Source organism: Candidatus Defluviilinea gracilis (assembly GCF_057138825.1).
Window position 1 is genome coordinate 164535 of the sequence record NZ_DBNHEF010000074.1, and the last position, 13123, is coordinate 177657.

Annotated in this window: 13 protein-coding genes; 7 read left to right on the forward strand and 6 right to left on the reverse strand. The window is 52.2% G+C overall.

Annotated elements, in window-relative coordinates; genetic code table 11:
• Nucleotides 1-82 precede the first annotated feature (82 nt).
• The 7 genes from AC16KF_RS13500 to AC16KF_RS13530 all read left to right on the forward strand — a co-directional run bounded on the left by AC16KF_RS13500 (nucleotide 83) and on the right by AC16KF_RS13530 (nucleotide 6053).
• Nucleotides 83-895, forward strand: coding sequence for a CPBP family glutamic-type intramembrane protease (locus tag AC16KF_RS13500; RefSeq protein WP_484037851.1), 813 nt, complete (start codon nucleotides 83-85; stop codon nucleotides 893-895).
• Between the two features lie 41 nt (nucleotides 896-936).
• Nucleotides 937-1317, forward strand: a complete 381-nt coding sequence (locus tag AC16KF_RS13505) for a nuclear transport factor 2 family protein (protein ID WP_484037852.1) — start codon at nucleotides 937-939, stop codon at nucleotides 1315-1317.
• A 168-nt stretch (nucleotides 1318-1485) separates the two neighbouring features.
• Nucleotides 1486-2010 (forward strand): hypothetical protein, encoded by a 525-nt coding sequence (locus AC16KF_RS13510; protein ID WP_484037853.1) that lies wholly within the window; start codon nucleotides 1486-1488, stop codon nucleotides 2008-2010.
• Between the two features lie 9 nt (nucleotides 2011-2019).
• Entirely contained in the window at nucleotides 2020-2322 is a 303-nt protein-coding gene (locus AC16KF_RS13515) for an antibiotic biosynthesis monooxygenase (RefSeq protein ID WP_484037854.1), read from the forward strand.
• Between the two features lie 505 nt (nucleotides 2323-2827).
• Nucleotides 2828-3910: an RHS repeat domain-containing protein gene (locus tag AC16KF_RS13520; protein ID WP_484037856.1), complete on the forward strand. Its 1083-nt coding sequence runs from the start codon at nucleotides 2828-2830 to the stop codon at nucleotides 3908-3910.
• Nucleotides 3907-4803 carry a hypothetical protein gene (locus AC16KF_RS13525; RefSeq protein ID WP_484037857.1) on the forward strand — a complete coding sequence of 299 codons (897 nt, stop codon included), beginning with the start codon at nucleotides 3907-3909 and terminating at the stop codon, nucleotides 4801-4803. The genes AC16KF_RS13520 and AC16KF_RS13525 overlap by 4 nt, the downstream gene beginning before the upstream one ends.
• A gap of 158 nt (nucleotides 4804-4961) precedes the next feature.
• Nucleotides 4962-6053: an RHS repeat domain-containing protein gene (locus tag AC16KF_RS13530; RefSeq protein ID WP_484037858.1), complete on the forward strand. Its 1092-nt coding sequence runs from the start codon at nucleotides 4962-4964 to the stop codon at nucleotides 6051-6053.
• A gap of 699 nt (nucleotides 6054-6752) precedes the next feature.
• Here the strand turns inward: AC16KF_RS13530 and AC16KF_RS13535 are convergent.
• From AC16KF_RS13535 to AC16KF_RS13560, 6 genes are all read right to left on the reverse strand, one after another.
• Entirely contained in the window at nucleotides 6753-6995 is a 243-nt protein-coding gene (locus tag AC16KF_RS13535; protein WP_484037859.1) for a hypothetical protein, read from the reverse strand.
• 73 nt (nucleotides 6996-7068) lie between these two features.
• Nucleotides 7069-8604: a YifB family Mg chelatase-like AAA ATPase gene (locus tag AC16KF_RS13540; protein WP_484038044.1), complete on the reverse strand. Its 1536-nt coding sequence runs from the start codon at nucleotides 8602-8604 to the stop codon at nucleotides 7069-7071.
• 79 nt (nucleotides 8605-8683) lie between these two features.
• Complete coding sequence (locus AC16KF_RS13545) at nucleotides 8684-9502, reverse strand: carbohydrate ABC transporter permease (RefSeq protein WP_484037860.1); 819 nt, start codon at nucleotides 9500-9502, stop codon at nucleotides 8684-8686.
• Nucleotides 9499-10386 (reverse strand): carbohydrate ABC transporter permease, encoded by an 888-nt coding sequence (locus tag AC16KF_RS13550; RefSeq protein ID WP_484037861.1) that lies wholly within the window; start codon nucleotides 10384-10386, stop codon nucleotides 9499-9501. Before AC16KF_RS13550 ends, AC16KF_RS13545 begins: the two co-directional genes overlap by 4 nt.
• 75 nt (nucleotides 10387-10461) lie before the next feature.
• Entirely contained in the window at nucleotides 10462-11799 is a 1338-nt protein-coding gene (locus AC16KF_RS13555) for an ABC transporter substrate-binding protein (protein WP_484037862.1), read from the reverse strand.
• A 76-nt stretch (nucleotides 11800-11875) separates the two neighbouring features.
• Complete coding sequence (locus AC16KF_RS13560) at nucleotides 11876-13108, reverse strand: ROK family protein (RefSeq protein WP_484037863.1); 1233 nt, start codon at nucleotides 13106-13108, stop codon at nucleotides 11876-11878.
• Between the last annotated feature and the right edge of the window lie 15 nt (nucleotides 13109-13123).

Here is a 13123-nt window from a genome sequence, read left to right on the forward strand (position 1 = left end):
CACTTTGCGTGCGTTCTCTTACGCGCCTGTTGGCGTTAGAGAACGCCAACTACACAAAATGTAAAACAAAAAGGAGAATCAAATGTCAACGCAAGAACTCGCTTCAACAAACAAAGTACAGGAAGTTTCCACTGCGACGACGGATCAATACACCCTCTGGCAGATCCTCGGAATCTGGGCGCTCGTCACTCTGCCAATGGTAGTGTTGGTTTGGGTGGTCTCTCCCATCGTCATTCCTCGCGTGCCGTTGCATCCTGGCGTCACGTATTGGTTATTGATCATCGTGGGCATGATGTGGCAGTTCGTCGTGGCGCTCGCGATCACATATCGCGAACTCGGCACGTTGCGCTGGAGCGCCATCCGCCAGCGGTTATGGCTTCAAACTCCGCGCGACCCGAAGACCGACAAGCCGAATCCAAAATTGTATTGGTGGTTGATTCCCGCCCTGATTTACAACGGCGTGGTTGGCTTTGTGCTGATCGGGTATGTGGACGCGCCCATGGGCTGGCTGTTCCCAACACTCAAGCCTCCCTATGAAATGAGTCAACTGGCGACGCCCGAATTTCATGGTCAATGGTGGCTGTTTGGCGTGTTGCTCGTCAGTCATCTCTTCAACTATTTTCTGGGTGAGGCGTTCCTCTGGCACGGCGTGCTGTTGCCCAAAATGCAGGGAGTCTTCGGGAAGTACGATTGGGCGGCAAACGCCGTTCTCTTCGGCTTTTATCACCTGCACAAACCCTGGGCGCTCCCCAGCGTCATCCTCACGAACATGGCATACAGTTGGCCCGCGCGACGCTTTCGCAGTAATTGGATGGCGGTCATCGTGCATGGCGTGGAAGGACTCCCAGGTTTGGTGATGGTTCCGCTGGTCATCCTCGGATTGGCAGGCGGGTAGATGGGACTCGTCCTCGGCTTGGCGTGATCAAGAGTAACCATATGAACATTTTGACTCACGCTCACTTTCAGCAATGGATGGAAACGTATGGCCGCGCCAGCGCGGAGGATGATCCGTTTACGTCGGCTAATCTTTTTGCGAAGGATGCCGCGTATTACGAAACACCCTTCGCTGAACCCATGATTGGGCGCGATGCCATCTTCGATTATTGGAATAAAGGCGCGCAAAATTTGAGGGACAAAGAATCCACCTTCGAGATTCTCTCCGTGAACGGTCATTCGGGTATGGCTCGCTGGCAATCGCAATTCACGGTCATCGAATCGGGCAAACGCCTCGCGCTGGATTGTGTGTTCATCGTTGAGTTTGACGACGATGGTTTGTGTCAAACCTTCCGCGAGTGGTGGCGTACGCGCGAGGTGTGAGTACCGCAAGATTCATCTTGTGCGCACATCGCAAAGTTCGCACACCTCGCAAAGTGAACTTTGCGGCACAAAAATTGTACGGTTTTTTGTGGGGATAATCCAGACCAAAAGGTTGAACGGGAATGCCATAATGCGCGCATCGAAAAAAATTACCAAAGGAGAAAACTCATGGCTATCCTATCCAACCTCTATGTCATCCTCATCCTGCGCGTGTTACACATCGGCGGGGGAATCATGTGGGTGGGGAGCGCGACGCTCTACCTATTGTTGCTCATCCCCGTTGCGCGTTCGCTTCATCCTGCGGGACAGAAATTCCTGCAAACGCTCGGTCCGAAATTCGGCGCGATGATGGGACTCGTTACCACGGTCACCGTGCTTTCGGGCGCGTTGCTGTACGCGCGCTTCTTCGCGGGCGGGATCAGTTTCATCTGGACGACGGGCGCAGGCTTCGCGTTCACCGTCGGCGCAGTGGCGGCGCTCGCCTCGTACGCGCTGGGAGTGGCGGTCTTCGGCAGGATGCAGGAACGCATCGCAAAATTCGGGGCGGAGATCGAGTCTGCGCAGAGCGCGCCGAATCAATCTCAAGTCCAGGAGATGAACCGCTTGCAGTCGTCGTTGATGAAGGCGTATCGGTTCGAGTTCGTCCTGCTCATCGTCGCCATGCTGGGAATGGCTGTCGCGCGTTATCTGTAGGTCCAACCGATGTTTGCGCGAATTTGGCGCGGGATCGCCCGCACGTCTGTCATTGAAAAATATTTTCACTATGTGAGTGAACGGGTGATCCCCGCCTATCGCGCCGCGAGCGGCTGCCGTGACGTGTGGGTGTTGCGGCAGCCGCAGGATGAATTTACCAGCATCATCCTGCTCTCGTTTTGGGAGTCGCGCGATGCGTTGGACGCTTTCGCCGATCCGCAATTGAAATCCGAATCCCTTCGCGGCGAGCGCGAGTCGCTGTTGGCGTTTGAATCCACAGCGGCGGCGTATGAAGTGATCGTGGTGGATTGAGTTGAATGTCTGATTGTGAGGGAAAAGCCGTCCCATGATACGCCCGCGCGGATAGATTCATCTGGCACATCCTCACTTATATCAAACTGAAGCAAAAAGAAGATAGATTGGCGCGAGAACGTATTAAACGAGAACACCCCTAACAAGGGGTGTCCATGCTCTTTTAGCCTTTGTTCTCTATCTGGCGGGCATAAACCCGACAGGGCGGAATTTCAACGTATCCATGTCCTTTATGCTTTAGAACAACGCCTCGATTTTCAGCCACTTTTCCGTTTTCATCCTTTGGAAACCCTCATTCTTGTACGGTAGAGAAAAACCAAGAAGTACTACTCCATCGCAGGGATGATGGTAGGGCAATCGCATTTGGATTTTTTGTCCGCTAATCCTCACGAATTCACGCTAATCTATCTCGGAAAAATTCGCGCAGACTGGCGAAGATTAGCGGTTTCGAAGGCAAAACACCGTGTTTTGAGCCTCGAGATTTTCAAATGCGATTACCCTAGGGATGATGGTTGCCGTCAACGATGGAACGGGATTACAATACCTGCTCACTGACCATCTCGGCTCAACCGTAGCAGTCACAAATCAATCTGGCACATTAACATCCCAACAACGCTATCTCCCCTTCGGCGCGGCGCGGACGATTCCCAACTCTCCCATCCTCGGCACGGACTTTACCTACACCGGTCAACGCAAACTGGACGATGGCATGGGCGGGGTCATGGATTACAAGGCACGGTCTTATTCGGTTGGGTTGGGGAGGTTCTTGCAGGCGGATAGCATAATCCCTGACCCAGTGAACCCGCAAAGCTTCAATAGATTTTCATATGTATTAAATCGGCCGATCTTCTACAGAGATCCTAGTGGTCATACCTATATGTGTGATGAGAGCTGTGAAGAGAACCTTGGGCGAAGGCAATACACTGTTGATGATATGGCGGAACTTTATGGCATTAGCTTCAACCCGGGTTGGAGTGTCACAAATAGAGCTATAGCTATGCTGGCTGTTTACAATATTGCCAAGAAGCTACAAAATGAAAGAAATTCAGCCGCAGACAGCGCTTATCAATCTTGCCTGGAAAATATGAGCGGACCTACATCAACATGTTCACAATCGGCGCCAATTTCCACATCGGATGCATTCAAAGAATCCTATCACTATGGAATAGATTTTGTTTGGGGGTGTTCAGGCTGCGAGAGATTAGGCATAACATCAGGGAAAAAAGAACATACAATTATGTTCCGAGATTTTTATCAGACCGGAGATACTCAGTTAAAAAATACCAACTTGGTGATTCATGAGCTTGGGCACATGTTCAATAACCTAAATACCTGGGTATCGGATCGAAGCGGAAGAGCTTATGGACCCGCATGGTCGTTGACAACAGATTTGGCTGCCAATCGGGACGGGTTCGGTACACAGTGGGTCTATCAGCATAGTGACGATATTTCACAGAGTGAAATATTTGCTGACATGTTTGTTCACTGGATCCAAGGCGGATGGGCAACTGATAGTATATCATCTCAGACCGCTGCGAACGCACGCATTGATTGGCTAAATCAATACATGCCTGGATATTTGCCATGATTAACAAGCCAACTGCCCATAGAATAATAATTGTCATCTTGGTGATCGTAACAGCGACATCGCCACTTGGATGCCTCTCCGCTCCCACAGAAGATACGAATCCAGTAGGAACTGCCTCTTCGCCACAAGCCTCTTCAACACCAGTTTTGGCTCGTACAGCCACAGCGCCACCCACAAGAAAGCCAACTGCAACTTTTGCCTCTACCCGTACACCTCTGCCCGTCCAAACCGACTTGCCAACGATCGAGTCTGACAGTATTACCGCTATGATAGATTCCTTGTACGCGAGGTGCAAGTTGCCCTGTTGGGGAAGCATTATTCCGGGAAAAACAAGCCAGTATGCGGCTAAACGTTTTTTGGCTCCTCTTGGGGAATGGTATGACGGAAGCGAATCATTAGGAGGCGTAGTTGTTGAATATTACAAATCGCCAGCTTCTATCTCCTTTTCGTTAGAACATGGTTTGGTAAAAAGCATCCATCTTGATCCCGGACTCACCACACCTTATCGGATTAATCAACTATTTACGGAATACGGGATGCCAGAAGGTATTCAGATCGAAATAATACCCCTAACTGCTGATCTCACCACATGGTTTAATCTAGCTCTCTTATATCCACGCCAAGGCTTCTTTGCAATTCTTTCCGCGAATGGGACGCCTATCAATTCAATCATTCATATCTGCCCAAGAAATGTATCGCCTGATCTGTATTTGTTCCAGTCAGATACTTATTCGCCGGATCAGATGATGGAGATTCTCTCCGTTGTTCGTCCACATATAGAATTCCAACCTTTAGATACACTTACGAATACAGATATAAGTCAATTCTACGAAACATTTCGCAGTCAAGGTACTGCTTGTGCGCCAACTAATGTAAGATTTCAATTACCGTGAGGTAGGCAATTGCTACATCCGCCAAGCGGACCGGCGACTGCGCCACGGGAACCATCGTCGAATCGTGGTCGTTTGCCTATGATGGGGATGGAGTCCGCGTCAGCACGGCCCACTTCACAGGGACGAGTGGAACGCCCGACTCGACCACTTCCTATTTCATGGGTGGACAGTTCGAAGTAAAGGATGGCGCAACCAAGAAATACTACTCCATCGCAGGGATGATGGTTGCCGTCCACGATGGAACGGGATTACAATACCTGCTCACCGACCACCTCGGCTCAACCGTCGCAGTCACAAATCAATCTGGCACGTTAACATCCCAACAGAGGTATCTCCCCTTCGGCGCGGCGCGGACGATTCCCAACTCTCCCATCCTTGGCACGGACTTTACCTACACCGGTCAACGCAAATTGGACGACGGCATGGGCGGGATTATGGATTACAAGGCGCGGTTTTATTCGGTTGGGTTGGGGAGGTTCTTGCAGCCGGATTCGATTATTCCGAATCCTGCGAATCCACAAAGCATGAACCGATTCGGGTATGTGCTGAATAACCCGATTCGATTCAGTGACCCGACGGGACATAAAGAATATGACGAGGCTGGTGGGGGTATCCCTTGTTATCCTGGCGAATTAACCTGTCAGCTACAAAAAGACGGCTACAAGCCAAAGGCAAGAGAAGAGGTTGTTGAGGATTTATTTCTAATTACACCTCCCACTTTTCAACAAGATCAAAGTGCAACTACCAGCCCAACTGTCATGGACAGAGCCTTTGATGGAGATATTAGAGCTATGCTTGATGTGATTATTCCAACCCACTTTGGTTTTCGGCTTCAAGGAGAATTCTCAATTCCTACTGGTACACCTTGGGGTCCCTCAGGCGCCTTAGGTGTGAACTGGATACACAATTTCCGATCTGGAGAGAACGACAGCAATGCAGATTTCACATTGGAACCGTATTCCGGCGGGTTTGGTGGAGAGATTTCATTTTCGGGTGGAGTTTTGTTCGGTTGGGGTTCGTCTAATGTCAAAGATGTTACAGCAGGAAAAGCTGAAGTCTTTGGAGGTACGGTTGCCGCTGGTCCCGCAGTGTCAGTATCTGTTGTGGCACCAATGCATGATAATGGAACTATGCTTCATGTCGATCCAGCTTATGGGATGGTCCCCACGACTTTATATATTGGAGGTGGATCTGGTTGTTGTTATGCGGGGGGAGGCGCTGGTAAAAGTATAACTATTTTTGACAGGTAAATATTTGATAGCAAAATAAGATAAAGCGGCAGGTAATTGATGACTTTCGAAAAAGCATTAAGAAACATAGTTCGCTACTATGTATTCCTGGTAAGTATTGCGTTTGGTGTGGTACTGTTAGCGCCATCGAATGAGCCTGTGTTGATGAGAATATTGATATGGTTGTTTTTTTACATAGTGGTCTATAGAGGTCTTTACAAACGTTATTCCATGACTGAAGCCGAAAGGGAACCTCTGAAGAAACCACTTCCAGCGTTCTATGAAGACCAACAAGTGACACTTGTGAATGTTCTGCAGGCTATTATCATTTTCTTCCTGTTATGGGGAGTAACTTATGCAACTTTGAAAACATATACATCAGTCCTGGCGCCATCTGAGAACTTGTTTTCTTTGCTTAACGGATTGATCTACAGCATTTTGTACTTTGCTAAAGTCTTTGACAAGTAAGCATTGTGAAGAGTCCTACCCCATCATTGTAAGTTTGTTTCAGAAGTATGTTAAATGTCGATGGTTAAGAAGAATGAATATAGCTTTGCAATTGTCGGATTTGTGGAGAGTGGACGTCGCACTGAGCCTGTCGAAGTGGACGAGTCGAAATGAAAACGGTCTCCGGCGTAACGTCCGCGAGACCGTTTTGTATGAATGACCGCTTCACAAACCAAGCGTGTGTTTCAATGCCTTGTAGATCGTTCTCATCGTTCAGGCTTTAATGGGGTAGTTGTCATACGCGCTCATTTCAGGGCTTTCCCAATCTTCTGCAAAAGTTGCCAACTTCGCGCGTAACTTGCGCGCCTTTGCCTTGGTGATGCCGCGCTTGCGCAAGTCAATTGGCTTGGAATCGAGAAACGTCACGATGACAACGGTCTCATCGCTGATATTCTTCGGCTTTTGAGTCAATTGAATCCTGCCCTTACGATACACTCCTTGAACGCTGGTCAGCATAGTATCTCCTGTTATTGAATTAGATTATACCTGCTTCATAGGCAACAGATCGTTGACCTTGTGACTCATCCCCTCACCCCACGCCTTGCATCAACTTCGGACGGTATTGCAACGCCTCCGCCAAATGCACGGATTGGATGTCTTCGCTCCCCGCCAAGTCCGCGATCGTGCGGGCGAGTTTGAGGATGCGATGATACGCCCGCGCCGATAGATTCATTTGACTCATCGCCGCTCGCATCAAACTCTGACCTTCATCCTGCAACTTGCAAAACTGACGAATCTCGCCCACGCGCATATCGGCGTTGCAAATAATATCGGATTTGCTATTCGCAAAACGTTTTTGTTGAATGTCTCTCGCGGCTTGGACTCGCGCGCGAATCGATTCGCTGGATTCGCCGAGACGATCTCCGCTTAACTTTTCATAATCCACGCGCGGGACTTCGATGTGGATGTCAATTCGGTCGAGCATCGGACCTGAAATGCGTTTTTGATATTTGGTCACCACGCCCTGTGCGCAGGTGCAGGGCTTTTGCGAATCGCCATAGTAGCCGCACGGGCATGGATTCATCGCCGCGATCAATTGAAAGTTTGCGGAGAAAGTGAGTGAGCCTTTCGCGCGGCTGATGGTGACGACTTTATCTTCCATGGGTTGGCGCATCACTTCGAGAACGCGGCTTCCGAATTCGGGGAACTCGTCTAAAAACAAAACACCCCTGTGCGCGAGCGATATTTCTCCGGGCTTGGGGATGTTCCCGCCGCCCACCAGACCCGCGTGTGAAATGGTGTGATGCGGCGAACGGAACGGACGATGTCTGATGAGCGGAGTCCCTGCGGGGAGTTGATCGGCGACCGAATAGATGCGCGTCACATCCAACGATTCTTCGATGGACATTTCAGGCAGAATGCCGGGCATGGCGCGCGCCAATAAAGTTTTTCCCGCGCCGGGCGAGCCAACCATCAACACATTATGTCCGCCAGCCGCGGCGACTTCGAGCGCGCGCTTCACGTGGTCTTGTCCTTTGATCTCGGAAAAATCTGTGGGCGTGTACAACGGCTCGAGCGCGTCACTGCTCGAGGGTTGATAAGGCTGAAGTAAACTGCGACCAGATAAATGGTTGTAAAGATCCGCAAGCGTCCGCACGGGGAACACTTCGAGATCGGGGATCAAAGCCGCTTCGCCCGCATCCGCCTCAGGCACGAACATCCGCTTGTATCCATTAGCGCGCGCGGTTGCCGCCATCGGGAGAATTCCTCGCGTGTGGCGCACGACTCCATCGAGCGAAAGTTCGCCGACGATGAGCGTGTTCTCAACAACGTCGTGCGGCAGATGACCCGAAAGGATGATCACGCCGAGCGCGATGGGCAAATCATACGCGGGTCCTTCTTTGCGGATCGACGCGGGCGATAAATTGACAACGATGCGATGACGGGGAAAATGCAAGCCCGCATTTTTGACGGCGGTCTGCACGCGCTCGCGGCTCTCTTGCACGGCGGCATCGGGCAAGCCGACGATGATAACGGCGGGCAAGCCGTTCGAATAATCCACTTCGACTTCGACGATGACGCCTTCCAACCCAATCACGGCGCATGAGAAAACGCGAGCAAGCATGGCGGAAGTGTAGACGAGGCAGGATGAAATGTCAAACAAAAAGACCCCTTGCGAGGTCTTCTGTTTTCGAGATCGTGTTTCAGCCTTTCAGCGATCCAGCCAGCAAGCCGCGCAGGAAATATCTGCCGAGGAAGATATAGACCAACAGCGTCGGCAACGCGGCGAGAAGCGAGCCTGCCATTTGCACATTCCACGCGATGATCTGACTGCCTGCCATGTTGTTCAATGCGACTGTAATGGGCCATTCGGTGTTGCCGGTCAGCACCACCGCGAAGAGGAAGTCATTCCACGCGGAGGTGAACTGCCAGATCAACACCACCACAAAACTTGGGAGCGAGATCGGCAGGAGAATGTATCGGTAAATTCCCAACATGCTCGCGCCGTCTATTTTGGCGGCTTCGAGGAGTTCTTGCGGCAGACTGGCGTAATAATTTCGGAATGTAAGCGTAGTGATGGGAATGCCGTAAATGATGTGCGCCATTGCCAGCCCGGGCAAGCCGGTGATGCCCGCCGCGTTCATGAACTGCACAAGTGGAATGAGAATGCTTTGATACGGAATGAACATGCCGAACAAAATAAACGGGAAGATCACGTCTGCGCCGCGAAATTTCCATTTGGCGAGGACGAACCCGTTCAATGACCCAAGCGCGGACGACATGAGAGTGGCTGGGATCACCATCAAAAAACTGTTCCACAGCGAGGGTGATAATTTTGCAAACGCTTCAATATAGTTATCGAAGGCGATGCCGCGCGGCAGGTCCCACATGGTCTTCAGGCTAATTTCATCGAATGCCTTGAAGCCGGTGATGATCATCACATACATGGGGATCAGGTAAAAGATCGCCATGCCGATCAACGGAAGGTACAACCAGTTCTTGGAAAGGCGTAGAGATTTCATGATTGCGCCTCCGTTTTGAGGGTGTATCGGATGTAGGGAATGATGAGGATCGCCACACTGAGAAGCAGGATAATACCGATCGCCGCGCCGCGCCCATAGAAGAGGCCGTCGAAGGTTGCCTGCCACATATAAATGGCGGGAACGTCGAGTTGGAGTTGTTTCCCGGCAATCGCCACGATGAGGTCGAACACTTTCAACGACATGTGCCCCAGAATGATGAGGGCGGAAAGCGTCACGGGCGCGAGAAGGGGAATCATGATGTGGCGATAGATCTGCGCTTCGCTGGCTCCATCGATGCGCGCGGCTTCTTTGAGTTCCTGCGGGATGGCGCGCAACCCGGCAAGGTATAACGCCATGGTGTAACCAGACATCTGCCAGATCGCCGCGAGCGCGATCGCCGCCATGCCCCACTGCGGAGTGGTATGCCACGCGTTGACCAGAGAATCCAACCCGAGATTTGTAAATAACAAATTAAACCCGCTCATGCGCGAACCCATGGCGGGATTCATCAACCAGCGCCAGACGACGCCGGTCACGATATAAGAAATTGCCATCGGAAAAAGGAACAGACTGCGGAAGAACCCTTCGCCCCTCAAACCCTGGTCGAGCATGACGGCAAGTAAAAATCCAAGCGTCAGACTGCCGATCACGAATACCCCCGTAAAGATCAATGTGTTCTTCACATCCACGGCAAAGCGCGGGTCTTTGAACAGTTCAATATAATTGTTGATGCTGTTCCATGTATAGTCCGGGTTCAAGCCTTTCCATTTACTCAACGAAACCCGCACCGACCAGGCGATGAATCCATAGACGAAGATCAATACCGCCAAAATGGACGGGGAAACAAGGATGATGTTCAGAACGCGGTCTTTGTCTTTTGTCATAGCGCATCCATTCCTTGGTGGCGATAAAAAATTGCTGAGGCTCCGCGTGGAGCCTCAGCAATTCTAACACTAGACCTACTTGCAGGGACCAGAACTGGCGCAAGCCGCAGCGAGCGCGGACTGGAACGCGTCCACATCGCCGCTGGCGAGGAACAGCCCGAGCGCCGTATCGATCTCGGTCTTCCACGAGTCGTTGGCAACCACGCCGTGAGTCAACGAGCCGACCACGGTGTTGGAGGACCAATCGTCCATGGCAGATTGCAGATATTCGCCGAACAGCGATTTATCGCAATCGGTGCGGGCGCAGATGGAACCCTTGACCGGGTTGAACGCTTCCTGACCTTCCTTTGAGCCTGCCACCTTCAACCATTCGAGCGCGGCATCGTGATGAGGCGCGCCAACCGCAAGGACGAAGGAATCGGAGAGGAACTGGAAGACGCCGTTCGCGCCCGGAGTCGCCGCCCAACCGTAATCGGTGTTGGCGGTCTTGCCCAACTCAATGAAGTAGCCAGCCGCCCAGTCGCCCATCACATTGAACGCGGCTTCGCCGTTCACCACAAGTTGCGAGGCATCCTGCCACGTCAACGAAGCGGAATCGCTATTGGCATAGCTCAACACTTTGGCGTAATTCTCCAAAGCGGTCTTTACTTCTGGGCTGGCCCAATCGGTGGAGCCATCCCACAGACCGTTGTAGGCATCGGGACCAAGCGTGCCGAGCAGGACGGTTTCGAACAGGTGCATCTTCGTCCATTGTTCGCCGAGCGCGAGAGGCTGAACGCCTGCCGCTTGCAGGGTATCCATAGCCGCGAACCATTCATCCATGGTGGTCGGCACTGCCACGCCGTTGGCTTCGAGCAAGCCCGGGTTGTACCACAGCACATTCGCGCGGTGAATGTTGACCGGCACGGAATAGATATTGCCATCCTGCGAGATCAATGGGATCAACGTTTCGGGCATCACATCGAGCCAGCCTTCGGCTTTATACAGATCGTTCAGCGGTTCGATCTGACCGGCGGCAACATAAGTGCCGATCAGTTCCTGACCCGCATGACCCTGCCACGAATCGGGCGGATCGCCAGCCTGCAAGCGGGTCGCAAGGACCGCGCGCGCGTTCGTGCCTGCGCCGCCGGCTACAGCCGCATTGATAAATTCGATGTTCGGGTCTGTGCCGTTGAACACTTTGATCATGGCTTCGAGACCAGCCGCTTCGCCGCCGCCGGTCCACCATGAGAACACTTCCACTTCATCGGCCGCGGCGGGCGCTTCGGTGGCGGGCGCTTCGGTCGCAGGCGCTTCCGTTGCGGGCGCCTCCGTTGCGGCTGGGGGCGCCTCGGTGGCCGCGGGCGCGCAGGATGACAGCGCGATGGAAACGATCATCAACGCGCTCAATAGGTAAAACAGTTTCTTATTCATACTTCTTCTCCTAATCTAAATTGGAAACACGATTGATCGACACGGATACGCTCAAGTTCTTCCTCACGCCTCAACATCACCTCCTTTCAACACTCGATGGATTCCACATGATATCTTCCACAACAATCGCGACCGCGCCAAACAAACTGGCATCGTCTCCAAACACAGATGGGATCACATCCGTCTTCTTCAACACATCGTTCAAAGCACGTTGCGAGATGGCTTCTTTCAGCGCGGGGAGCAAATGCCCGCTTGCCGCGCTCAAGGTGCCGCCAATGACCACCTTCTCCGGGTTGAAGATATTCACCAGCCCGGCGATTCCCTGCCCCATCGCGCGGCCGACCTCGTCAAACGATTCGCGCGCCACCTCATCGCCGCCATCAGCGGCTTGTTTGATGAGTTCCACAGAAAGCGCCGGTTCGTTTTTTTCCAACATCAGGTTTTGCGCAAGACTGGAGCGTCCATTCTTCAAACCCGCCTCCACGCGGCGAATCAGGGCGCGCTGGTTCGCCCGTGTTTCCCAACAACTTGGGTTGCCGCACAGGCACACTTCACCCGTTCCCTCCGACAGGGTGGGGATGTGACCAATCTCACCGGCATACCCGTTGTGACCGCGATACAACTTGCCGTTCAAAAAGAGACCGCCTCCCACCCCAACGCCGGCATAGATGAAAAGAAAATCTTTTGTCTGCCTCATCACGCCGAATAAATGCTCCGCTACTCCAGCGGCATTCGCATCGTTTTCAATATATGCCTTGAGCCCCGTATGCTCGGAGAAAATTTTTCTCAATGGAACATTATGCCAGCGCAAGTTGGGCGAAAAAACCATCACCCCTTCCTTCAAGTCCACGGTGCCCGGCGCGGCAAGCCCCAAGCCCAATAAACGAAGGTTTAAAGCGCGGCAACGAGTCATTGCCTCATCCACCAGGTCCAACGTTTGCTTGATGGTTTTGGTCTTCTCCTCGAAAGGGTCCGCCTTTTCTTTGCGCCTCCAGAGCGTTGTGCCGACAAAATCCATCAATGCCACAGCCACAAAATCAACACCCAACTCCACGCCGATAATTCCCCCAGCCTTGGGGTTGATCTCCAGCAGGGTGGCGGGGCGCCCGGTGCCGATCGTGCCCGTTCCGATCTCATGGATCAACCCGCGCGCAAGTAAATCCTCGACCAAACTCGAAACAGTCGACTTGTTCAACTCGGTCATCACTGCCAACTTGGCGCGCGAAAGAGGCGCGTCATTATGAATGTTCCTCAGAACCAGAGATAAATTCGTCTCTCGAAAGAAGGCTTGATCAGTTGTTTTCTTCATTGTTAGTATGTTGGG

What these genes read in the sequence shown, in the direction of transcription:
- AC16KF_RS13555 (WP_484037862.1), bottom strand. Translation starts at nt 11,799, where the DNA reads ATGAATAAGAAACTGTTTTACCTATTGAGCGCGTTGATGATCGTTTCC.
- AC16KF_RS13520 (WP_484037856.1), top strand. Translation starts at nt 2,828, where the DNA reads ATGATGGTTGCCGTCAACGATGGAACGGGATTACAATACCTGCTCACT.
- AC16KF_RS13515 (WP_484037854.1), top strand. Translation starts at nt 2,020, where the DNA reads ATGTTTGCGCGAATTTGGCGCGGGATCGCCCGCACGTCTGTCATTGAA.
- AC16KF_RS13560 (WP_484037863.1), bottom strand. Translation starts at nt 13,108, where the DNA reads ATGAAGAAAACAACTGATCAAGCCTTCTTTCGAGAGACGAATTTATCT.
- AC16KF_RS13540 (WP_484038044.1), bottom strand. Translation starts at nt 8,604, where the DNA reads ATGCTTGCTCGCGTTTTCTCATGCGCCGTGATTGGGTTGGAAGGCGTC.
- AC16KF_RS13505 (WP_484037852.1), top strand. Translation starts at nt 937, where the DNA reads ATGAACATTTTGACTCACGCTCACTTTCAGCAATGGATGGAAACGTAT.
- AC16KF_RS13510 (WP_484037853.1), top strand. Translation starts at nt 1,486, where the DNA reads ATGGCTATCCTATCCAACCTCTATGTCATCCTCATCCTGCGCGTGTTA.
- AC16KF_RS13535 (WP_484037859.1), bottom strand. Translation starts at nt 6,995, where the DNA reads ATGCTGACCAGCGTTCAAGGAGTGTATCGTAAGGGCAGGATTCAATTG.
- AC16KF_RS13530 (WP_484037858.1), top strand. Translation starts at nt 4,962, where the DNA reads ATGGGTGGACAGTTCGAAGTAAAGGATGGCGCAACCAAGAAATACTAC.
- AC16KF_RS13550 (WP_484037861.1), bottom strand. Translation starts at nt 10,386, where the DNA reads ATGACAAAAGACAAAGACCGCGTTCTGAACATCATCCTTGTTTCCCCG.
- AC16KF_RS13545 (WP_484037860.1), bottom strand. Translation starts at nt 9,502, where the DNA reads ATGAAATCTCTACGCCTTTCCAAGAACTGGTTGTACCTTCCGTTGATC.
- AC16KF_RS13525 (WP_484037857.1), top strand. Translation starts at nt 3,907, where the DNA reads ATGATTAACAAGCCAACTGCCCATAGAATAATAATTGTCATCTTGGTG.
- AC16KF_RS13500 (WP_484037851.1), top strand. Translation starts at nt 83, where the DNA reads ATGTCAACGCAAGAACTCGCTTCAACAAACAAAGTACAGGAAGTTTCC.